The sequence below is a fragment of the Nocardia sp. CWNU-33 genome, assembly GCF_046764895.1.
GTDB lineage: Bacteria > Actinomycetota > Actinomycetes > Mycobacteriales > Mycobacteriaceae > Nocardia.
The window spans coordinates 50,665-72,528 of the sequence record NZ_JBKOQN010000035.1 but is presented as its reverse complement, the minus strand read 5'-3'; the positions used below and the strand labels follow the sequence as shown (position 1 = coordinate 72,528).

Sequence of the window (21,864 nt, the reverse complement as noted above, 5' to 3'; positions counted from 1 at the left end):
TGGGTGCGCACCGGGATCGAGGTATCGGTGCTGGCCGCCGGCTGGGTGCTGGGAGGCAGCATCGGCATCGCAACACTGGTGTACGCGTTCGGCATCGGGCCACTGATCCAAATGATGATCCCGTATGTCGATCGGTTCCTACCGGGATTCCGCGTGGACCGTGTGAGCGAGCCCGCGGTGGTTGTCGCCGCACCATGACAACGCACCGCCCTGCACCTACTGGAGGCATGCCCACTGCGAGGCATGCTCGAATTTTCTTGGGAGGCAAGGGGTTACCTCGAATCCCCTCCCCTTCGTCAGGTACGGCGACCCTACTGCAAAACGTCACTGTGACAGTTTTCGCTCACGTTTGAAGCTGAATGGCATCGGCCACGCGCCGCGGTGCGCCATTGCAGCCTTGATTCGTGGGTTCGTCCTATTCGGGGATGATCGCTACTGCGTCGATCTCCACGAGCGCGCCGGGGCGAGCATGTCCTGCGGTGGAAACGACGGTGATGGCTGTGCGGTGATTGCCCCACACTGATCGCGATGCCGCGTATCCCACCTGCGCGTCGACCCCATCGACGAGGTAGATGTTGAGTTTGACAACATGCTCGGGACCGGTACCCGCGGCAGCGAGCACAGTCAACACGTTTCGCATTGCCTGAGTGGTTTGCGCCTCGATACCGTCGAGCAGTGTCCCGGCGCTGTCGGTGCCGAGCTGGCCACCGACATAGACCGTCCGGGCGGCGGGTGCGATCACGCCCTGCGTGAAGGCGGGGTTGCTGTGGAGCTCGTCGGGGTCGAGGTGTGTGGTCATGAGTTTCCTCCCAGAGGTGTCGGGTTTCGTATGCAGGTAGAGGTCGCGCAGCAGGCAGACCTCGGACAGGTGGTGGATCAGCTCGCGGTGGATGTGCAGCACGAGATCGGCCATCGACAACTCGGGGAAGGGCTCCTTCGCGCCGACCGGGACCCGCAGTCCGGCCTCACCGAGGGCACGCACCCCGGCCAGCCAGACGTCGAGTTGGGCCTCGAGTTGGTCGAGCGCGGTGGCCGCGCTGCCGGCGTATTCCCAGGTCTCGTACGACGCTGCGGGCGCATCGAAGTGTGCCGCGTTGCGTGCGGCGAGTACGCCGACGATGACGTGACCGAGTCGCCAGGCGATCGTGGTGAAGGGCGCGGGGACCGGCTGGGGGAAGGCGTAGTCGATGGTGAAGTCTCCGGCGTCGATCTGCATGGGCGCCGTGGAGGTGCTGCGCGGCCGCACGCTCCAGGCGTCCGGTACCGGCGACCAGAAGTACTCGTCGTCGGTGAGGCCGTCGAGCCGGGCTCGGAGCTGATGGTTCCAGTGGAAGTCCCACTGCTCGCGCAGCGTCCGGTTCCAGTCGAGTTCGTCTGTGTCCATGGGACCACCCTGGCACCCCTAGCGGACAGGATCGGTCCGCTATTTCTGGCAAAGTGGCGACATGGACGTGGCAAGCGGTAGCGAGAGGGGTACGACGGAGCGGGTGCTCACCCTGCTCGGGCTGCTGCAGCAGCGCCCGGTCTGGACCGGCCCCGAGTTGGCCGATCGGCTCGGGGTGACGCCGCGCACGGTACGGCGTGATGTCGAGCGGTTGCGGGCGCTCGGCTATCCGGTGCGTGCCGGACAGGGTGTCGGTGGCGGCTACCGGCTCGGCCCGGGGCAGGATTTGCCGCCGCTGCTTCTCGATGACGAGGAGGCGATCGTGACCGCGGTTTCGCTGCTGGTCGGTGCGGGTGGCGCGGTCGCCGGTGCCGGCGACGCCGCACTCCGCGCGCTGACCAAGCTCGACCGGGTGTTGCCCACCCGGTTGCGGCACGAGGTGCGTGCACTCTCCGGGTCGGTGGAGTCTTTCGATGGAGGCCGCACGCCGGTCGATCCCGAGGTGCTCATCACGCTGGCCAGGGCCTGCCGTGATGAGGTCGAGGCCGGCTTTGGGTACCCGTCCGGGAGTGAGGTGCGACGGCGGCGGGTCGAGCCCTACCGTCTGGTCGCCTCCGACCGGCGCTGGTATCTCCTTGCTTATGACCTCGATCGTGATGACTGGCGCAGCTTCCGCGTCGATCGTATGACTGATGTGTCGGCACGAACCTGGTGCTTCCGACCGCGCGTGGTGCCCGACGCGGCGTCGTACGTGCAGGAGGGTGTGGCGAGTCGGGTCTATGCGCAGCAGGCGCGTTTCTTGGTGCACGCGTCGGCCGATACGGTGCGCGCGCAGATTCCGGCGTCGGCGGCCGTCGTGCGACGGCGAGGGAGCGAGGTCTGCGAGGTGCTCAGTGGCGCCGACAGACTCGACGCTGTGCTGATGCACGTGCTGCTGCTGGGGCACGATTTCGAGGTGCTCGATCCGCCGGAGCTGGGGAGGCGTTGTCGCGTGTTGGCGGAGAGGCTGCTGGCGGCTGGTGCGCCGATCTCATCGGTGCCGGATGTGGAGCTGTGATCGTGGCGGCGCTTCGAGTGCTTGCGCTGTCTGTTGCGGGTGAGCGCCGCGTCCTGAAATCTGCTTTGTGGTACGGATGTTCGTGTGGCTGGCGGTTGCTCTCGGGGCGCGGTGCGCGCCTTGGTGGCGTCGGGATTCCTGGGCGGTGTTCATTGGATCGGTAGGGTCGCTGTCCGGGTGGTATTTTCACCCTAAGCTGGACGCGCGTCCAGCATTCCCGACTTGCGACGGCGGGTCACTTGTGGAGGATTCATGAAGAAGGTGTCTCGGGTGTTGATCGCGTGCGCGGCTGTCTGTGTGACGCTGCCCGTCGTTTCGGAGTCTGCTTCTGCGACGCCGCCGCAGTTCGACGAGTATGTGGCGCTGGGTGATTCGTGGGCGGCGGATTCGACGCTGAATCCCGGGTTGGTGACCGAGGAGTTCGTGCCATTGACGTGTGCGCAGAGCCGGGGTAGCTATGCCAAGCAGGTCGCTGCGGCGCTGGCGGTCGCGGTGTTTCGGGATGCGTCCTGTGGTGGCGCGCAGACTGTCGATATGACGGGAAGCCAGAAGGGGCTCAATCCCCCGCAGTTCGATCGGCTCACCGTCTCGACGGATTTGGTGACGCTGTTGATCGGCGGCAACGACGCGGGTTTGGCCGCGGCGGTCCAGGGGTGTCCGACTCTCGATCCCGGCGCAACACCGTGCCTGGATTCTTTTGTCGTCGATGAGGTTGATCGAATGTCGGCGAATATCGCGGCGGCGGAGCCGAAGGTGGTCGCGACGATCGAGGGCGTTCGGGCCCGGGCACCGCATGCGCGGGTGCTGGTGTTGAACTATTTCAAGGGGGTCGGTACCGAGGGCAGTTGTTTTCCGGCGATCCCGACTTCCGATGGGGATGCGCGATGGGTGGGTCGCAAGCTGGTCGAGCTGAATGCGATGGTTGCGCGGGCGGTCGAGGCGACCGGTGTCGAGTTGGTTGATACGTATGCGGCCAGTGACGGGCATGATGCGTGTCAGCCTGCGGGTGTGCGGTGGGCGGAGGGTTTGGTGCCGTTCAGCAGTGACCCGGTGGGTCCGGCGGTGCCGTTCCATCCGAACCAGCTCGGCGCCGACCATCAGGCGCGCAGTGTGCTTGCCGCGGTTGGTCGGTAGCGCCGTCGGCGGGTAGCGGTCGTGCTCCGCGGCGGAACACGAGCGCCACGGGTGGCCGAAAATATCGATTCAGTGGCCGTCCGGCTCTCTCACCCGATGTATCCCGATGCCTACCGTTGTCGGCATGACTACACCGTCTCGATCAGGTACCGGCCGAACACGCATCTCGGTGTCGATTCGGACCGGAAGGTAAGGCGCGCACATGGGGATGCACTACGACGTGCTGGTGATCGGTTCGGGATTCGGTGGCAGTGTCTCGGCGCTGCGGTTGACCGAGAAGGGTTACCGGGTGGGTGTGCTGGAGACCGGACGTCGTTTCGCGGATGCGGAGTTCGCGAAGAACTCGTGGCATGTGAAGGAGTATCTGTGGGCCCCGAAGCTGGGTTGCTTCGGTATTCAGCGGTTGACGTTGCTGAAGGACACTTTCATCATGAGCGGTTCGGGGGTCGGGGGTGGGTCGCTGGTGTATGCGAACACCTTGTACGAGGCGCCGGAGACGTTCTATCGCGATAGGCAGTGGTCGCATATCACCGATTGGAAGTCGGAGTTGGCGCCGCATTACGACCAGGCGAAGCGGATGCTGGGGGTGACGACGAATCCGGCGACGACGCCCTCGGATCGGGTGATGCAGGCGGTCGCCGAGGATATGGGGATCGCGCAGACGTATCGACGTACGCCGGTGGGAGTGTTGTTCGCCGACAAGGACACTCGCACGGGTGCGGCGGTGGCCGATCCGTTCTTCGGTGGGGTGGGCCCGGAGCGGCGGGCGTGCACGCATTGTGGTGAGTGCATGACCGGGTGTCGGCACGGGGCGAAGAACACCCTGGTCAAGAATTACCTGTATTTGGCGGAGCGGGCCGGTGCCACGGTGCATCCGTTGACGACGGCGGTGACGGTGCGCCCGTTGCGCGGTGGTGGGTACGCGGTGGACACGGTGCGGACGGGGCGGTGGGTGCGTAAGGCGAAACAGACCTTCACCGCCGATCAGGTGGTGTTCTCCGCGGCGGCGCTCGGCACTCAACAGTTGTTGCACACGTTGAAGGATCGCGGGGTGTTGCCGAATGTCTCACCGCGATTGGGGCATCTGGCGCGCACCAATTCCGAGGCGGTGCTGGCGGCGCGTTCACGCAACAAGGATTCGGATTTCACCAAGGGGGTCGCGATCACGTCCTCGATCCATCCCAACGACTACACCCACATCGAGCCGGTGCGGTACGGCAAGGGCAGCAATTTCATGGGGTTGTTGACCACGGTGTTGGTCGATGGTCAGGATGGTAAGCGCCGTTGGGTGCTGGGTTTGCGTGAATTGGTGCGCCGGCGCCGGGATCTGGTGACGCTGCACAATCCGCGGCGGTGGTCGGAGCGGATGATCGGTCTGCTGGTTATGCAGAATGTGGACAACTCGATCATCACCTACAACAGGCGTGGCCTGTTCGGTCGGCGGATGACGACCAAACCGGGGACCGGTGCGGCTCCCCCGGCGTGGATTCCGGAAGGTAACGATGTCGCCCGTCGGGTGGCGGAGAAGATCGATGGTATTCCGCAGGGTTGCTGGACCGAGATGGTGAATATCCCGATCACCGGTCATTTCATCGGCGGCTGTGCGATCGGGGACTCTCCCGATAGCGGTGTCGTGGATCCTTACCACCGGTTGTACGGCTATGAGGGTTTGCACATCGTGGATGGTTCGACGATCTCGGCGAATCTCGGGGTGAATCCGTCGCTGACGATTACCGCGCAGGCGGAGCGGGCAATGTCGTTGTGGCCCAACAAGGGTGAGGTCGATCGGCGTCCGCTGTTGGGTGCTCGGTACCGCAGGATCGATGCGATCGCACCGAAGAACCCGGTGGTGCCGGTCGCCGCGCCCGGCGCGTTGCGCTTGTCGATCACTCCGATCTAGTGCGCGTTCGGGTGCGGTGTGGGTTGTGCCCCAAGGAGTGTGGTGTGCGCACACTCCCACTTCCAGCCGCGCCGGTGGTATCGGAGCGGGGTGGAAGTGGCAGGCAGCGTGCAGTGCCGGCTCGACATCGAACTCGAGGTCGACGACGGGCCACTCCTCGGTGCGGCCGAGGCGTCAGACCGCCTCCCAGGCGAACCCGTCGGGGTCGGTGAAGGTCCCGGCATTACTGCCGATGACGATCCGGTGCGATCCGGTGCCGTCCGGGGAGACGCCGGCGTCCTTGGCGGCGGCACGGCGCCCGTAGAGCGCCAGCTTGACCGACGACCCGGGGGTCGTGAACTCGACATACTTGCTGCCGAAGCTCTTCGCCACAGCCACGCCACGGTCGACGTAGAACTGTTTGGTTGCCTTGACGTCCTCGACTCCCAGCAGCAGTACGACGTCGTCGACCTCGCGGGTGGCGGGGTGGCGGGGCCGGTGTCCTTCTTCTGCGACGTTGTGACCTTCCAGATCGTCCCGTCAGGGGCCTGGAGGACGCCTCCATAGCCCCAGAAGCTCTTCTTGGCCGGCTTCAGTGTGGTGAAGCCGGCGTCGAGCGCGGTGCCGATGAGGCTGTCGACGCCGCTGGGCTGGGACACCACCAGCGACATGATGAATCCACGGAAGCCGGTCGTGGGTGCCTGCGAGGCGCGGAACCTCACTTTGTCGCCCAACCCGAAGGCGGCGGCGTAGATGGCCTCGGCGGCCTGGGGGTCGGTACTTATCGGTCCTGAATCAGCCCGAGGACATTGCCATCGGTGTCGGTCACCGCGGCCACCAGGCGGCCGCCACCGACGTCGTGCGCAGGCTCTTTCACGGTGGCTCCCGCAGCGGTCAGCTCGGCCAGCTTCGCCTCGATGTCGGGCACGTGCCAGTAGGACACCGGTGCGTTCGGACTCTGCGGTCCACCACTGGGCACCAGTCCGATGTGCTGGCCCTCGGTCTCGAAGCCGACGTAGTAGGACGAGTCAGTCTGCGGCGATACGCCGAGCAGGGCGGCGTAGACCGCCTTGGCTGTCGCCAGGTCGGACACGGGATGCAGCACGGTCTTGATTCCCTGGGTGAGAGAGCTGGTCATGATTACTCCTGAAGTCGTGGGTCACATCGAACCGGTGTGTCCGTCTGTCGAGGTCAACCGGGCGTGCTCATAGCATCTCCTCCGGCGCGGCCCACCCACATCCGTGGCGACCACGGAACCGTCCACTGATCCGGGCACGGATCGCCTACGGCAAGTGCTGTGCTGCCGGATCTACACCCCGCCCACGCCGCGGCGGCGCTCGGCGATCTCGGCCTTGCTCGTGATCGCCCGGGTCGTGCGGCTGTACACCGAGGGACAGTCGCTGGATGCTGTAGCTCGGGCGTTGGGCAAGACCAAGGGGCAGCATTTGGAACGCGCTACGGCGTCGAGGAGTAGTGATGCGCCTGTCTAGTCGATAGTGGTGGTGCACCGAGTTCGGTCGACGCGCGAGCGCAGTGATAACCCTGGTGGGTCGCGTCAAGACTGGATGGCTCGCGCCACGGAGCCTTGCGCGGGATGAGAACCTTCGAAAGCTGACAGGTTCTGATTCAGCTGCCGCTGCCGCCATTGGATCCGCCACCGAGACCACCGCGCTCCGTGGTTGTCGGGGGTTTGGTCGCCGTCGGCGGCTGCGGGAGCGTCGTGCGCGGCGGCGACTGGGTGGTGACCGGCGCTGTCGGCTTGGACGCTTTCCGGGGTTCGGCGGATCCGCATCCCGTGGCGAGCAGCGATGCGGCCACCGCAGCTGGCAGCGCACACGCCACTCGCCGCGACATTCGCCGTCCGCCGGCACCGAAATTCCCAGATGACCTGCCGCGCAAAGACTTCCCCCTCGTTACCGATCGAACGGACCGATCTTAACGGCAGGCGAATCGAGGGCAAGGCGTGGGCGACCATGGCCGCCCAGTCGGAGCAGTTGCGGACCTGGCTGGACGAGGGCGTGCCGCCGAGGTTACAGATCGCTGGCGAGGATGTTCTCGATATTGCGTTCCGCCAGAGCCGTAATGGTGACGAATGGATTGACGCTGGTATTGCCCGGGATCAGCGAGCCGTCGATGACGTAGAGCCCGGTGTAGCCGGGGAGACGGCCGTAGTTGTCGGTCGCCTCATTGAGCACGCAACCACCCAGCGGATGATAGGTGAAGTCGTCGCCCCAGGTCTTGTAGACGCCGAAGAGGTCGGTCCGGTAGATCGTCCCCTCCTTCTTGTTGATCTTGTCGAATATGCGCTCGGCGGCATCGATGGCGTACTGGTTCTGTGTGGTCTGCCAGCTCAGATCGACCTTGCCGGTACCGGAGTTGAAGGTGAACTGCCCGCGATTGGGATTCTTGGTGATCGCCAGATACAGGCTGACGTAGGTCTCCAGCCCCGCCGGGAAGGGCGCGACCTCGGCGAAGGCCGGGCCGCCCGCATCGGCCCAGTTGTCGATACCCAGGCACGGCATGCTGGATTGCAGTACGCCGGTGCCGTCCCACATGTGATTGGCGCGGCCCACCATCACATTGCCGTTGTTGCCCCACTTCTTGCCGACGGCATCGGGCAGGTCGGGCAGTTTGCCCTGCGCCTTCATTGCCACCAGCAGCTTCGAGGTGCCGATACTGCCCGCCGCGAAGAACACCTTCTGCGCCACAACGGCTTTGGTAGCCACCGTGGCACCGCTGGTATTGATCTCGTGCATCTCCACCCGATAGCCGCCGTCCGTGGGCGTTACGGCGGTGACGGTGTGCATGGGCGTGATACGCACCTTGCCGGTCCCGGTGGCCGCGGCCAGATACGTCTTGTCCAGCGACCGCTTGCCGTGGTTGTTGCCGTAGATGACCTCACCGGCCAGTGCCGACCGGGTGACCTGCTCGGCCTGCTCCTTCTTCATGTACTCGAAGTCGTAGACATTCGGCACGAAGGTCCAGCCGAAGCCGGAGCGTTCCGCGTGTTTGCGTCCCACGCGCGCGAATTGGTAGCACTCCGCGCTCTCGAACCAGTTCTGATCGATATTGTTCACGCCGAGACCGGTATTGGCGCGCGGATAGTAGATGTTGTACATCTCGTCGGCGTTCACCGAGGGCAGGATGGCCGCGAAGTTCTCCCGCTTGGGCGTCACCGCCATACCGCCATTGACCAGCGAGCCACCGCCGACGCCCCGGCCCTGGTAGACGCGAATCCCGCTGAACTGCTCCGAATCCAGGACGCCCGTGTACCTTTCGATGTCCTTGTTGTAACTGCTGCCCGCGAAGTAGCCGACCGGCTGATCGGTGCGGTCGCGCAGCCAGTAGGACCGCCCGTCGGGTTTCAGCACGGGACAGAAGATCTTGCCGTCGGAGCCGGGCGTCGTCCACGACATACCCATCTCCACCACGGTCACCTCCACACCCGCCTGCGCGAGCCGCAGTGCGGCGACCGATCCCCCGTATCCGCTGCCGATGACGAGCGCGGGAATCTTCTCCCCATCCGCCGGCGGTGCCGCGGTTGCCCGCACCATGGACCTCCCCACCAGCGCGGCGGCAGTGGTGAAACCCGTTGCAGCTAGAAACCCGCGCCGGCTCACCCCCCGCTCGGACCGACTACCAACAGGCATTTCATGGGTGCGAACAGGCAACGCGGGCTCCTCATCGAGTCTTGGATTGGAACCTGTTATAGAGGTGCGAAGCGCGGCCGCGCGGAACTTTGGGGACAAGCCGGAAAACTTTCGATCTTGGACCAAAAGGAGGAGTGTGAACAGAATGTTCACCGCCATCGCGCCCGGGGCGCCGTGGTTTTCGACGTCGGCGTCATCGACCGCATGCTCACCCGTGGTCGCCCGCCTGGTGTCTCGAGCGGCGGCGGGCGCCGCACCACGCACCATGGGCATCGGCCCCGCGACCGAGCACGCCCTCACCCGCGCGGGCCTCACCCTCGCCGACATGGACGTCATCGAACAACGAAGCCCTCGCCCCCAAGTCCTCGCCGTACTACGCCGCTGGAACCTCGAATCCGACAGCCCCCTCGAGGGTGATCGCCCGATGCGGCGTGGCGAGTCTTGGGCAAGCATGGTGCGAATCGGCAGATCGTCCTGCCGCCGACTCCGGATTTCTCAATGCTCTTGCGGCCGAGGAGGACGCTGGCAGAGGCGAGCGCCTGGACTCGGCCGGTCGGGCCGGTGGCGCGTCGCCGTGGTGGGCTGCCGTGTCCGGCCGATCGCTTCCGGTGGGGCTGGGCCCGCCGATCCTTCTCGGGTAGCGGAGGGAATGCGCAGCGATTCGATCGCGCCGTCGATCATGCGCCGCCGCGCGTTCGAGGTGCGCGGGCGGGCGGAGGGTTCGCTGACTGTTCGGCGTGCCGCGGCCATACCCGCCATCCTGTGAGAGAGTCCATAATGGCGGGTGGCGGCGTTATTTCACGCGCGTGCTGTGGAAGTCCAGGACGGCGGCGAGGGTGTCGTCGGGGGCTTCCAGCTGCGGGTAGTGACCGACTTCGGGCAGTTCGACGACATCGGGGTCGGGGACGAGTTCGCGGTAGCGCGCCACCATGTGCGCGCCGGAGACCGGGTCGCGCAGGCCGTCGATCAGTCGCAGTGGCACCGTGGTTTCCTGTAGTGCACCGACCCAGCGGGCCCGGTTCGCCCTGCGTTCGCTCATGTAGCGAATGAGCTTGTGGCCGTTGCGTTTACCGTGCTTGCTGCACCACAGTAGCCAGAACTGACGCATCTGCTCCTCGCTGGGTTTGGTGCGGGGCCCGAAGACGGCCGCGAGGCTGCGCGCGAAGGTGCGCTCGGTGCCGAGAATGCCGATCAGCGGGCCGAGCGGACCGGCCAGCAGTCGCTGGATCAGACGGGCTCGATGGGTTTCCGGGAACAGTCCGCCGTTGAGCAGGCACACCGATTCGATCACCAGCGAGTCGTCGCCCTCGGCGCGGCGGCGACTGTCGCGGGCCAGCAACTCCTGGGCGACGGTGTCGCCGTAGTCGTGGGCGAGGATGTGGACTCGCCCGATGCCCTGCTCGCGCAGCAGGTTCTCGTGCAGGTCGGCCTGATCGGCGATCGCGTAGCGGTAGTTGAGCGGTTTCGCCGACCAGCCGAATCCGATCATGTCCGGTGCGATCACGCGCGCGAATCGCGCGCACAGACCCGGCCACACCGCGTGCCAATCCCAGGATGCGGTGGGAAATCCGTGAATACACAGCAGCGTGCCGTCCGCACCTGCTCCGCCGTCGCGCCAGAAGATCTGGTGACCGCGGTGGGTGTGGCGCCGTCCGCTGGCTCGCCAGAGCGCAAACTCCTCCATATCAACCTCCTCCATTTGTGTCGACAAGCATTGCGCGCGAACGCGGGCGCCACAGCGATTCCGCCGAACCACCCCCAGAGTTCATGTCATGTACTGTGCGGTCGGTTCGCGCCGGTCGTTTGCTCTGCGAGAATGCCACAGTGGATGTCGCGTTCGGCCTCGTTGTTCTCGTTGCGTCGGCAGTGTCGCTGGCAGCGTTGGCGCGGCGGTTCGGAATCTCCGAACCGCTGGTGTTGACGCTGGCCGGGGTCGCGGCGTCGTATCTGCCTTTCGTCCCGCAGGTGCATCCGCATCCGGAGATCATTTTGCTGGGCTTGCTGCCGCCGCTGCTGTACACCGCGGCGATTCGGACCTCACTGATAGATTTCCGGGCCAACGCGCGCACCATCGCATCGCTGTCGGTGGGTTTGGTGCTGTTCAGCACTTTCATGGTGGCCGCGGTGGTGTGGTGGCTGTTGCCGGTGCCCTTCGCGGTCGCGGTGGCCCTGGGGGCGGTGGTGGCGCCACCGGATGCGGTCGCGGCGACCGCGGTGGCGCGCCGGATCGGGATGCCGCGGCGGATCGTGACCGTCCTCGAGGACGAATCGATGTTCAACGACGCGACCGCGCTGGTGGCGGTGCGCACCGCGATCGCGGCGTCGGCGGGAACGGTGACAGTATGGAAGGCGGGCGGCGACTTTTTGCTCGCCGCGGGCGGTGGCGCCGCGGTGGGGATCGCGGTGGCGTATCTGCTGGCGATGCTGCGCCGCCGGATCACCGATCCCGTGCTGGACACCTCGTTGTCGTTTCTCGCGCCGTTCATCGCGTATCTGCCGGCTGAGGGCATCCACGCTTCGGGGGTGATCGCGGTGGTCACCTGCGGGATGATCCTCGGGCATGGTGCGCCGGTGTGGCAGAGCGCGGCCTCGCGCATTGCCGAGCGCACCAATTGGCGGACCATCCAGTTCATTCTGGAGAGCTCGGTGTTCCTGATCGTGGGCCTGCAGATGCGGGCGATCCTCGAGGGTGCGTGGAGCAGTGGGCTCGACCACGGCCAGTTGATCATCGCTGCGGCGGCGGTGTTGGCGGCGGCGATGCTGGCGCGGCCGTTGTGGATCTATCCGTGGGCGCTGCTGTTCCATCGGATCAAACGCGCCGGATCGGATGTGCCGCTCAGTTATGCGACGGTGGTGTCGTGGGCGGGGATGCGGGGTGTGGTCACCCTCGCGGCGGTGTTGTTGCTCCCCGAGGACACTCCGCAGCTGCCGGTGTTGAAACTGTTGGCGGTCATCGTCGTCGCAGGCACGCTGCTGGTGCAGGGCACCTCGTTGCCGTTGCTGGTGCGGTGGCTGCATCTGCGTGGACCCAGTCGCGCGGAGGACGCCTTGCAGAAGGCGAACCTGTTGCAGCAGGCCACCGCGGCGGGCTTGGCGGAGCTCGAACGCCGGATCACCCCCGACACCCCGCCCGGGGTGGTCGAGTCGTTGCGTGATCGGGTCGCCTGGAAGACCAATGCGGCGTGGGAGCGGCTGGGGCGCGCGGAATCCGAGCAGGCGACACCGACCGCGGAGTACCGGCGGCTGCGGCTGGAGATGTTGCGCGCGGAACGGGAAACGGTGCTGCGGGTGCGGGATTCGGGCGCCCTGGACTACGCGATCCTGCAGCATGTGCTGGCCAGGCTCGATTTGGAAGAGTCGATCATCGACCGATACGACGAAACCGAGGAAGAAAACGTCGAACCTCTCGCCCTGCCCGGTGCGGCCGACAATTGCGAGCACCTGCGCGACGCGCCGCTGGTGCTCGAACCCGGTACCCCCGACGAATGTCAGGAATGTCTGGCCGAGGGCCTGACGTGGGTGCATCTGCGGATGTGTCTGGCGTGCGGGCACATCGCGTGCTGTGATTCCTCGGTCGGCAACCACGCCAGCAAGCATTACGCGGCGACCGCGCATCCGGTGATGCGCAGTGTGGAGCCGGGTGAGGCGTGGCGCTGGTGCTATGTGGACGAGTTACTGGGCTGAGTGGTCAGCGGCGGGCGTGGGAGTAGATCAGACGAGCATATTCGGTGAGCAGCTTGTCCAGTGAGACGTCCTCGCCGCTGGCGGCGATCTGCTGGTAGCCGATCAGCATCGCCATGCCCAGCGAGGTGACCACCGCGGCAGTGTCTTCGGCGCTGACTACGCCTTTGATGGCCTTGTGCACGGTGCGGCGGCGCGACTCGTCGACCCGCTTGAGCGCGAGGTTGACCGATTCGTCGTTGGCCGCCCAGGCGCGGATCGCGGCCTCGGCGGCATGGTGCAGGCCCGAGGCGAGGTCGGACATGGCGCGGATGTCGTCGTCGGGGTTGCCCTGGTTGAAGTTCAGTGTGCGCAGGATGAGCACCTGACGGTTCTCCCAGTGCTCGAGTAGCGCGTCGACGAAGCCTTGCCAGCTGCCGAAGTGGTGGTAGAACGAGCCACTGGTGACTCCGAGGCGGCGGCACAGCACACCGATGTTGAGGCCTTTGAATCCGAGTTCGGCGAGCACCTCCAGAGCGGTGTCGAAATACTGCTCCTTGGTGACCACTCGTGACATCGGTGCGCCGTTCTGTCGTTCGGGCAAGGCGGGGGAGGACCGAACAGTACCGCATTGTATTGCCGGCCCGTGCGAGCGTAACGAAATCTACGATGCGGGGCTCCCATCGCCGGAAAGTATCCGTGACCAGCCGAAACATGAAGCGGCAGTGCGCAACAGGGGTTTCGATGCAGGGAGTCGACGCCGGAGGATTCGCGCAGATCATAACAGAGCAGTTGCTCTGTTATAGTGGTCGGTATGCCTCGCCCACGGACCCACGACCCCGACACCGTGCTCGATGCCGCACAGTTGCTGGCGGTGCAATCGGGCCCGGCGGCGGTCACCATCCGCGCGGTCGCCGCGGCGACCGGGGTGTCCAACGGTGCGATCTATCACACCTTCGGCTCGCGCGCGGAACTGCTCGGGCGCAGCTGGTTACGCGCCGCGCACCGGTTTCTGGCCATGCAGACCGAACTGGTCGACACCCACCTCGCCGCGACGCAGCCCGCGGCGATCGAAGCGGTGCTCGTCGCGGCCGAGGCCCCGGTGCTCTTTGCCGAACAGTTCCCCGAATCCGCGAGGCTGCTGCACTTGGTGTCCCGTGACGAACTGCTCGGCGACGGGGTACCCGAAGCGCTCGCTGCCGAACTGGCAGGTAGCGACCGGACCCTGGTGGAGTTGATGATCCGCCTCGCACGCGCCCTGTGGGATCGCGGCGACGCCCGCGCGGTCGAGGTGATCACCACCTGCCTCGTCGACCTGCCCACCGCCATCCTGTTGCGCCGTGACCAGCTCACCGATCCCCGTGCCCGCCACCAGTTGCGCGCCGCGGTGCGCGCGGTCCTGGATGTCGGCCCGCACTGACCCGTTTCCCGAAGCCCCTCGAAAGGAATCACCATGCCCACCCTCGATTACCACGACAAGATCGCCGTCCTCGACCTCGGCGGCGACGAGAACCGCTTCTCCCCCGACTTCCTCGATGCCGTCGAGGCCCACCTCGACACCGTGCTGGCCGAGGGCGCACATGGTCTGGTGACCACCGCCGGCGGCAAGTTCTACTCCAACGGCCTGGATCTGGACTGGCTGATCGCCAACGGTGAACGCACCCAGTGGTATGTCGGGCGGGTGCAGGCGCTGTTCGCGCGCGTGCTCACCCTGCCCATCCCGACCGCTGCCGCGCTGCCCGGACACGCCTTCGGTGCCGGCGCCATGCTGGCCATCGCCCACGACTACCGCGTGATGCGCGCCGACCGCGGCTTCTTCTGCTTCCCCGAGGTCGACATCCGCATCCCGTTCACCCCCGGCATGGCCGCGCTCATCCAGGCCAAGCTCGCCCCGAAGTCGGCCATCGCCTCGATGACCACCGGTCGCCGCTTCGGCGGTGCGGACGCCCTAACCCACGACATCGTCGATGCGACCGCTGCCGAGGGCGCGGTGACTGCCGCCGCGCTGGAACTGCTGGCCCCCCTGGGCGGCAAGGACTCCGGGACCCTCGGCGCCATCAAGAACACCATGTTCGCCGGCGCCCTCGCCGCGCTCACCACCGAGTCGCCCTCGACGATTCCATTGTCGGAGTAGGTTTTCCCCCAGCTGATCCAGCGCGCACCATTCGAGGAGACCGTGTTGAGCGAGGCCGCCACCCTGCAACGCCGGGGCCACATCGCCGTCATCACCCTGAACAGACCCGAGGCGATGAACGCGGTGAACGCCGCACTATCGGTTGCTGTCGGCGCGGCCCTCGAGGAACTGGCCACCGACCCGCAGTTGCGGGTCGGCATCGTCACCGGCGCGGGCCGGGCGTTCTGCGCGGGCGCGGATCTCAAAGAACTCTCCCGCGGCAACGGCATCGGCGACCCCGAGCACCCCGAATACGGATTCGCCGGCCTCGTCCAGCATTTCATCGATAAACCACTCATCGCCGCCGTCAACGGCTTTGCCCTCGGCGGCGGCACCGAGATCGTGCTGGCCAGCGACCTGGCCGTGATGAGTCGGGACGCCACCCTCGCACTGCCCGAGGTCAAGCGCGGCCTCATCGCCGCCGCCGGTGGACTATTGCGGCTGCCGCGCCAGATCCCACCCAAGATCGCGCTGGAAATGGCGCTGACCGGCACCCCCATCGACGCCGCCGCGGCCGCTACCTGGGGCTTGGTCAACCGTGTCGTCCCCGCCGACCAGGTGCTGCCCACCGCCATCGCACTCGCCGAGACCATCGCCGCCAACGCGCCGCTGGCGGTGCGTGCCTCGAAACGAATCATCCACCGCGTCAACGACTTCGGCTCCGAGTGGGAAACCCCCATCTGGGAGATGAGCATGCAGGAGGCGATGGGGGTGTTCCTCAGCAAGGACGCCCAGGAGGGACCTCGCGCCTTCGCCGAAAAGCGCGCACCGCAGTGGCACGGCGAATGACGCCGTCCCGCTGCGGGCGGGTCCCCGTCCGATCGTGGTGGCGAGCTCTGGGCGGCGCGAACCGATTCGATGGGACCACTTACTGAGGTCGGGTTCGCACGGCACGGCATCGGCCGACCAGCCGCAGCGCAGGTGACGATCGGCGACCGAGATCCGAGTGCGGGTGCGCATCGACTCCGCTCACCCGGTGCCGTATTGCTTCGGTGCTAGTTCGGGTCCGGTTGGGTGGCAGGGGTTTCGGCGGTGAGGTGGCGGTCGAAGAAGGCGAAGATGCGGTGCCAGGCGTCGCGGGTGGCGTCCTCGTCGTAGCCGAGGCCGGTGACGCGCAACAGTGGCTCGACCAGGAGAACATTGGCAAAGCCGTGCGTGGTGCCGGGGTAGGACTTGATGTCGTGTTCGACGCCGAGTTCGGTCAGTGCGCGGTCGAGTTCGGCGGGTGCGCCGATCAGTGACGGGTCGAGTGCCGCGTAGCTGGCCACCACCGGGCACGCGCCCTCCAGCCGGGCGTGATAGTCGCCGTAGAGGCCCGGATAGAACGGCGCCGCCGCGTCGAATCCCCGGGGAGCGGTGAGCAACGCGAAACCACCGCCCATGCAGAAGCCGACGACCGCGATTTTGCGTGTGCAGTCGGCGTCGACCAGCAGGCGGTCACGCGCGGCGAGGATGTCGCGCACCGGCGGGCCGTCGCCGGTGACCAACAGTGCGCGGAAGACCGAGCGAATGCAGCGAACTCGGCCGCGAGAGAACAGATTCGGGGCGATCGTGAGGTAGCCGTAGTCGGCCAGCATCTCGACATTGCTGCGCAGATCGGCGCTGAAACCCACTCCGTCGTGCAGCACCACAATGCCCGGCCACGGCCCCGCGCCGGTGGGGCGGGCCAGGATCGCCTCGATGGTGCCGTCGGGCGCGTCGAGCTCGATGGTCTTCATGCCTAGCGAATCTAGGACACTGTCTCAGACGTGTACAGCACCGCGTCGGCAAATATCTCCGATCGCACACGACCATCGAAATCACCGAACTTCGCACTTCGGTCGGCTAACGTCTGCGCGGAAGGAGTCCGGAGCGGTACCCGATCGACAGCGCGCAGCAAGCCTTGCGCGGTGGGCGGAGCTCCGGTGGTGCAGCTTTCGACGGAAAGGCAACGTGGTCAAACTCCGGCCGCCATGGCGCGCGATTTTCGTCGCAATTGCTTTGGCCTTCACCGTGTTCACGACATCGACCCTTGTCGCGGCCCAATCTTCTGTCGACGCGTCGAGTTTCGACCCCGACCCCACCGGTGACGCCTATCTCGATCAGCATTTCGCCACCGACGGATTACCCAACGGGGCGATCCTGTCGAGCCGCTCGGTGCGGATCCTGCCGCCGCTGGCCTTGACTTCGAGCTTCGACGCGTGGCAGGTGTGGTTCAAGACGACCGCCGCCGACGGTGCGGCGATCGCCACGTTGACCACGATCATGAAACCGAAGGCGTGGAACGGCAGGGTTGTCGGCAACAACTACGCGATCGACAGTGTCGGCCTGAAATGTAACCCGTCCTATCAACTGACCCATGCGGTGTCCATCGAGACGCCCGATATCACCCGCCAATTGCTGTCGAGCGGTTACGCAGTCGTGATGACCGACTATCAAGGCCCCCGGATGGCCTACGCACACGGACCCACTCAGGGCCGGGAGGTGCTCGACGGGCTCCGTGCCGCGCTCGCCTTCCCGTCCGCTGGGCTGGCGGGCAGTCCGACCGCGATGATCGGCTACAGCGGTGGCGCGATTGCGACGGTGTGGGCCGCGCAAATGCAGCCCACCTACGCACCCGAGCTGAGAATGCTGGGGGCCGCGGCGGGTGGCACGCCCGCGGATCTGAGCTTGCTGCGCAAGACCATGGACGGCAAACCGCCGGCCTCGGTGCTGTACCTGATGGCGGCACTCGGCGTGGCCCGCGTGACACCCGGCGCCTTCGACCTGCTCAACGATGTCGGCGTGTCGACTGCGCAGCAGAACAAGAACCTCTGCACGAGTGCCGCGGTGCTCGGTGTCGCGCCGGTGCCGTTGCGCTCGCTGACGGAGGTCGACCCCTACGACACCGATCTCGTGCGCCGCGTCTACCGCGAGACGAAAGCCGGTGGCGCGACACCGACCATGCCGATCTACCTGTGGCACGGCCTGCTGGACGCGTGGATCCCGGTCGCGGGCGCACGGGCGCTGCAGCAGACCTGGCAGAACGCGGGGGCCGACGTGTCGCTCACGGTGCTTCCGTGCGATCACATCACCTGCGCCTTCACTCCTGGTGCCCTGGAACGGATCGACACCTGGATGGGCCGGTAGCGGGGTCGCACCTCGGTGGATGTCGTGGTGGGGGCGGAGTGATGGGTGACCGGATCGACGCGAATAGTCATGCGGGGGCGGGTGTTCGGGCGGTGTATGAGTCTGCGGACTGAGCTGTTTCAGCTGGTGCGGTGGTGCGGGCACTGTCATGCCGGCGGTGGCGTCAGCTGGTTGAGCAGGGTGCGTGCGAAGGGTCGGTAGCGTTGCGGGCTGAAGCGCTGCGGTTCGGTAAGCACCAGCTGGCCCGCGCGTTCTTCGGAGCGTGCTCCTCGGTGTGTCGATCGCTATCCACCTCGACGGCAAACTGTATGACACGCGCGCTCTTATCCAGCTTCCTGACCACGCCCGCCGGCCCGGGCCCCGCGGTGAGTGGCACATGGTCGTGCCAACATGCTGGTGGCGCACCCGGTCACGCGCCACTCGATGACGTGACTACCGGGTCGCGATCGGGGATCGGTATGTCGGCAATGGCTGCGAGATGTTGCATGACCTGGGCGAGCGAGTCCGGTCCGGCAGGGAGCAGGGGCAGGCGGACATCGGGAGTGGGGATTCGGCCCTGGGCGTGCAGGACCGCCTTGATCACCGTCGGGTTGGGTTCGCCGAAGGCGGCGGCGGACATTTTCGCCAGTGCGGCTCCCAGTGCGCGGGCTTGGGCATGGTTTCCATTGCGCCAGGTGGAGATCAGGGCGACGAAGGGTGCGGTGGTCAGTTGTGCGGAGGCGAGGATGCCGCCGGTGGCGCCGAGGGCGATCAAGGGGAACAGGAACTGGTCGTCGCCTGCGAGGACGGCGAAGTCTTCGGGCAGCTCGCCGAGTAGGTCGACGGTATCGACGTCGATGCCACCGGTCGCGTATTTCACCGCGACGATGCCGGGCAGGCGCCCCAATTCGCGCAGAGTGTCGGCGCTGACGGATCGGGCTGTGCGGTAAGGGATGTGGTAGATGATCACGGGGATCGGGCTGGCCGCCGCGAGCTGGGTGAAGTGTGCGCGGACACCGGCTTCCGACGGGCGCGTGTAGTAGGGCACCGGGACCAGGGCCGCGGTGATTTCGGGATGGGATTCGAGAGCCTCGAGCGCGGCGGTGCTGGCGCGGGTGTTGTTGTCGCCGGTACCGAGGATCAGTGGTGCGTTGCGGGTGCGGCAGACCTCGGCGCACACCGCAAGGACAGTGTGCTTTTCGTCGGCGTCGAGGGTGGCGGGTTCGCCGGTGGTGCCGAGCGCGACCAGTCCGGTCGCGCCCTCGTCGAGGACACGGTGAGCCAAGGATTCCAGGGCCTCCACCGCGACTTCTCCCATGGCGGTGAAAGGGGTGACGAGCGGGACGAATATCCCCTGCAGAGGTTCGTGCTGAGCCATACGTCCAGCTTGTCCGGCGGATAACCGCAGGTCTAGTTCGCATTTGTGGCTTCGAGCGTAAGCTCAGCTGATGCTCGATGTTCGACGCCTGCGACTGCTGCGGGAACTGGCGCGGCGTGGGACGATCGCGGCCGTCGCCGAAGCCATGGCCTTCACACCCTCCGCGGTCTCACAGCAACTGAGCGCGCTGGAGCGGGAAGCGGGCGTGGCGTTATTGCAGCGCACAGGTCGACGGGTGACCCTCACCCCGGCCGGTCACACCCTCGTCGGGCACACCGAAGCCGTGCTGGCCCGGCTCGAAGAGGCCGAAGCCGATCTGGCCAACACTGAGGCGGGGCTGACCGGTCCACTGCGGATCGGCGCTTTCCCTTCCGCCACACAGGCTTTCATCCCCGCGGCCCTGAACACGCTGGCCGCGGACCATCCCGGCCTCGAACCCCAGGTGGCAGAGCTCGATCCAGCGCTGGTTTCGGACGCGCTGCGCGCCGGCGAGCTGGATGTGGCACTCGTGCACGACTACGACCTGGTGCCGTTCCCACCCGAAACCGGAGTTCGCACCCAGCCCCTCTACCGCGAGACAATGTTCCTCGCCTCGACCACGCCCCGCGCCGCCACTCCCGGCGGGATGCTCGCCACCTGCCGTGACGAGCCGTGGATCGTGGCCACCACCGGCACCCGCTGCCACACCATGACCATCCGCGCCTGCCGAGCTGCGGGCTTTCTCCCGCACATTCGCCACCAGATCGACGAATTCGCCACGGCGCTGGCCTTTGTCGCCGCCGGACAGGGCGTCGCACTGGTTCCCGAACTGAGTGCCGCTCACCCGCCGGCCGAAGTGATCCTCACCGAACTCCCGATCGCACGCCATACCAGAATCGCCTTCCGCGTAGGCGCTGACCGCCATCCGGCTATCGTCGCCTTCACCTGCGCCATGAACGCGACAGTGTCTGCCTGAGCTCGGGCAGGGCGATCCTCGCCGAACCCGCCCCGGCGCCACGGCATTTCAGGCCTCCAGCAGCGGCCCTGCCGCTCATCGATCGCGACGCCGGCAGCCGCTGCCGGCTCTTGTCCCGGACCCCGACCTCCGACACCCCGCGCGGTGTGGGAGTCTTGTGGGGTATCTCAGTGGAAGGGCTTCTCGTGACGCTCGGCATGGTCCTCGGCGACTCCTTCGCTCGCGCTTCGACGCAGGACCGCTAGCCCTCCCCGTTCCGACCCCGCCTCCCGGGTCCGACACCGGCTGTTCTCCCTCCTGGTCGAAGTGCTCTCCGTGCCCATGCACGTTCGATCACGAGGAGCACCCCCGTGCCCACCATGCACTGGACCGAAGCCGACACCGACCGCAGCGCGCGCTGGCATTCCGAGAGCGCAGCACCGATGCCGCGACATGTCGTCGTCGCCGACGACACCTTGCGCGCCGACACCGCCTACCGGCTGGCGTGTGAAGGCACCGCGCTGTTGTGGCGGGGCGATTTTCAGCAAGCGCGCCAGTTGTTGCAGGCACTGCGTCGCCGCATCGACCGCATCACGCTGCCACGGGGCGACAGCGTTGCGGAATCGTTTCACCTGTACCGCAGGGCCCGCGGCCACCGCGCGCGGGTGCTGGGGAAACTGGTCGTCGAGCTGTCCGCAGACCACACCCTCGAGTTGCGTCGAGCGCCCGATCTGCGGCGGGTGTGCGCCGAAACCTATGGGTCGCCCGGCGAACCGATGGTCGTTGCGTTCACCGAGTTGCTCGGCGCCATCGGTGCGCAGCAGTGGCGGGCCAAAGGCGTGGAGGTGCCTGCGCTGGGTGCGCGCATCCACCCGCACTACGGGGTTTTCTCTCCCGTCCGTGGCGAATACGTCGATCTCGTTGCGCGGGCGCCACTGTCGGGCGGCGGTGACCGCACCGCGTTCGACCTCGGCACCGGAACCGGGGTGCTGGCAGCGGTGCTGGCCCGTCGCGGCATCGGGCGGGTCGTGGCCACCGACATCAACCCGCGCGCACTGGTCTGCGCTCGCGACAACATCGACCGGCTCGAGCTCGCCGGTCGTGTCGAGGTGATCGGGCCCGACCTGTTCCCGCACGGTCGTGCCGACCTGATCGTGTGCAACCCGCCGTGGCTGCCGGCGCGGCCCACCGCCGCCGTCGAACAGGGGGTCTACGATCCCGACAGCGCCATGCTGCACGGATTTCTCGACGGGCTCACCGCCCATCTGGCGCCCGGCGGCGAAGGCTGGCTGATCCTGTCGGACCTGGCCGAGCACCTCGGACTGAGGACCCGCAACGACCTGACCGACGCCATCGCCGCGGCGGGCCTGCGGGTCCTCGACCGCCTCGACACCCGGCCGCGCCACACCCGGCCGCTGGAGCCCACCGATCCCCTGCATACCGCTCGCGTGGCGGAGATCACCTCGCTGTGGCGTCTGAGCAGCTAAATAGTGCGAAACGTCCCACGCCGCTCGGCTCGCACCCTAAC

Annotated in this window: 17 protein-coding genes and 4 pseudogenes; 12 read left to right on the top strand and 9 right to left on the bottom strand. The window is 66.7% G+C overall.

Annotated features, from left to right (window positions below):
• Positions 1 to 198 (top strand): annotated as a pseudogene (locus ACLMAL_RS32615) (hypothetical protein); the annotation flags it as partial.
• A 217-nt stretch (positions 199 to 415) separates the two neighbouring features.
• Here ACLMAL_RS32615 and ACLMAL_RS32610 read toward each other — a convergent pair.
• Positions 416 to 799 (bottom strand): RidA family protein, encoded by a 384-nt coding sequence (locus tag ACLMAL_RS32610; RefSeq protein WP_412002582.1) that lies wholly within the window; start codon positions 797 to 799, stop codon positions 416 to 418.
• A 33-nt stretch (positions 800 to 832) separates the two neighbouring features.
• Positions 833 to 1,384: pseudogene (locus tag ACLMAL_RS32605) on the bottom strand (DinB family protein); the annotation flags it as partial.
• A 61-nt stretch (positions 1,385 to 1,445) separates the two neighbouring features.
• On the opposite strand from ACLMAL_RS32605, the gene ACLMAL_RS32600 reads away from it, so the two are divergent.
• From ACLMAL_RS32600 to ACLMAL_RS32590, 3 genes are all read left to right on the top strand, one after another.
• Positions 1,446 to 2,441, top strand: coding sequence for a helix-turn-helix transcriptional regulator (locus ACLMAL_RS32600; RefSeq protein ID WP_412002574.1), 996 nt, complete (start codon positions 1,446 to 1,448; stop codon positions 2,439 to 2,441).
• A gap of 252 nt (positions 2,442 to 2,693) precedes the next feature.
• The gene (locus ACLMAL_RS32595) at positions 2,694 to 3,575 is read left to right on the top strand and encodes an SGNH/GDSL hydrolase family protein (protein ID WP_412002573.1); all 882 of its coding nucleotides are present in this window, start codon (positions 2,694 to 2,696) and stop codon (positions 3,573 to 3,575) included.
• A 202-nt stretch (positions 3,576 to 3,777) separates the two neighbouring features.
• Complete coding sequence (locus ACLMAL_RS32590; protein ID WP_412002572.1) at positions 3,778 to 5,475, top strand: GMC oxidoreductase; 1,698 nt, start codon at positions 3,778 to 3,780, stop codon at positions 5,473 to 5,475.
• Between the two features lie 174 nt (positions 5,476 to 5,649).
• Here the strand turns inward: ACLMAL_RS32590 and ACLMAL_RS32585 are convergent.
• The 3 genes and pseudogenes from ACLMAL_RS32585 to ACLMAL_RS32575 form a co-directional block, all read right to left on the bottom strand.
• Positions 5,650 to 6,239: pseudogene (locus tag ACLMAL_RS32585) on the bottom strand (glyoxalase).
• Positions 6,236 to 6,592 (bottom strand): VOC family protein, encoded by a 357-nt coding sequence (locus ACLMAL_RS32580; protein ID WP_412002571.1) that lies wholly within the window; start codon positions 6,590 to 6,592, stop codon positions 6,236 to 6,238. The pseudogene ACLMAL_RS32585 and the gene ACLMAL_RS32580 overlap by 4 nt, the downstream one beginning before the upstream one ends.
• A gap of 892 nt (positions 6,593 to 7,484) precedes the next feature.
• Positions 7,485 to 9,008, bottom strand: a complete 1,524-nt coding sequence (locus ACLMAL_RS32575) for a GMC oxidoreductase (protein WP_412002570.1) — start codon at positions 9,006 to 9,008, stop codon at positions 7,485 to 7,487.
• Between the two features lie 313 nt (positions 9,009 to 9,321).
• Between ACLMAL_RS32575 and ACLMAL_RS32570 the strand changes: the two are divergent.
• Positions 9,322 to 9,510 (top strand): annotated as a pseudogene (locus tag ACLMAL_RS32570) (acetyl-CoA C-acyltransferase); the annotation flags it as partial.
• A gap of 387 nt (positions 9,511 to 9,897) precedes the next feature.
• Here ACLMAL_RS32570 and ACLMAL_RS32565 read toward each other — a convergent pair.
• A complete protein-coding gene (locus tag ACLMAL_RS32565) occupies positions 9,898 to 10,788 on the bottom strand; it encodes an alpha/beta fold hydrolase (protein WP_412002569.1) in 891 nt (296 codons plus the stop codon).
• 140 nt (positions 10,789 to 10,928) lie between these two features.
• Here ACLMAL_RS32565 and ACLMAL_RS32560 point away from each other — a divergent pair, with 140 nt between their 5' ends.
• Positions 10,929 to 12,788 (top strand): Na+/H+ antiporter, encoded by a 1,860-nt coding sequence (locus tag ACLMAL_RS32560; RefSeq protein ID WP_412002568.1) that lies wholly within the window; start codon positions 10,929 to 10,931, stop codon positions 12,786 to 12,788.
• A gap of 4 nt (positions 12,789 to 12,792) precedes the next feature.
• Here ACLMAL_RS32560 and ACLMAL_RS32555 read toward each other — a convergent pair whose 3' ends face one another.
• On the bottom strand, positions 12,793 to 13,341 hold the full coding sequence (locus ACLMAL_RS32555) for a TetR/AcrR family transcriptional regulator (RefSeq protein WP_412002567.1): 549 nt from the start codon (positions 13,339 to 13,341) through the stop codon (positions 12,793 to 12,795).
• 237 nt (positions 13,342 to 13,578) lie between these two features.
• Here ACLMAL_RS32555 and ACLMAL_RS32550 point away from each other — a divergent pair, with 237 nt between their 5' ends.
• Genes ACLMAL_RS32550 through ACLMAL_RS32540 form a run of 3 tightly spaced genes read left to right on the top strand, consistent with a single transcriptional unit; the run spans position 13,579 to position 15,726 of the window.
• On the top strand, positions 13,579 to 14,184 hold the full coding sequence (locus ACLMAL_RS32550) for a TetR family transcriptional regulator (RefSeq protein WP_412002566.1): 606 nt from the start codon (positions 13,579 to 13,581) through the stop codon (positions 14,182 to 14,184).
• A gap of 33 nt (positions 14,185 to 14,217) precedes the next feature.
• The gene (locus ACLMAL_RS32545; RefSeq protein ID WP_412002565.1) at positions 14,218 to 14,898 is read left to right on the top strand and encodes an enoyl-CoA hydratase-related protein; all 681 of its coding nucleotides are present in this window, start codon (positions 14,218 to 14,220) and stop codon (positions 14,896 to 14,898) included.
• A gap of 45 nt (positions 14,899 to 14,943) precedes the next feature.
• Positions 14,944 to 15,726: a crotonase/enoyl-CoA hydratase family protein gene (locus ACLMAL_RS32540; protein WP_412002564.1), complete on the top strand. Its 783-nt coding sequence runs from the start codon at positions 14,944 to 14,946 to the stop codon at positions 15,724 to 15,726.
• Between the two features lie 206 nt (positions 15,727 to 15,932).
• On the opposite strand, the gene ACLMAL_RS32535 is transcribed toward ACLMAL_RS32540, so the two are convergent.
• On the bottom strand, positions 15,933 to 16,655 hold the full coding sequence (locus ACLMAL_RS32535; protein WP_412002563.1) for a dienelactone hydrolase family protein: 723 nt from the start codon (positions 16,653 to 16,655) through the stop codon (positions 15,933 to 15,935).
• Positions 16,656 to 16,869: 214 nt separating this feature from the next.
• Here ACLMAL_RS32535 and ACLMAL_RS32530 point away from each other — a divergent pair, with 214 nt between their 5' ends.
• Entirely contained in the window at positions 16,870 to 18,045 is a 1,176-nt protein-coding gene (locus ACLMAL_RS32530; RefSeq protein ID WP_412002562.1) for a lipase family protein, read from the top strand.
• A gap of 409 nt (positions 18,046 to 18,454) precedes the next feature.
• On the opposite strand, the gene dapA is transcribed toward ACLMAL_RS32530, so the two are convergent.
• Complete coding sequence (dapA, locus tag ACLMAL_RS32525; RefSeq protein ID WP_412002561.1) at positions 18,455 to 19,402, bottom strand: 4-hydroxy-tetrahydrodipicolinate synthase; 948 nt, start codon at positions 19,400 to 19,402, stop codon at positions 18,455 to 18,457.
• Between the two features lie 70 nt (positions 19,403 to 19,472).
• Here dapA and ACLMAL_RS32520 point away from each other — a divergent pair, with 70 nt between their 5' ends.
• On the top strand, positions 19,473 to 20,357 hold the full coding sequence (locus ACLMAL_RS32520; protein ID WP_412002560.1) for a LysR substrate-binding domain-containing protein: 885 nt from the start codon (positions 19,473 to 19,475) through the stop codon (positions 20,355 to 20,357).
• 359 nt (positions 20,358 to 20,716) lie between these two features.
• On the top strand, positions 20,717 to 21,823 hold the full coding sequence (locus ACLMAL_RS32515) for a methyltransferase (protein WP_412002581.1): 1,107 nt from the start codon (positions 20,717 to 20,719) through the stop codon (positions 21,821 to 21,823).
• Positions 21,824 to 21,864 lie beyond the last annotated feature (41 nt).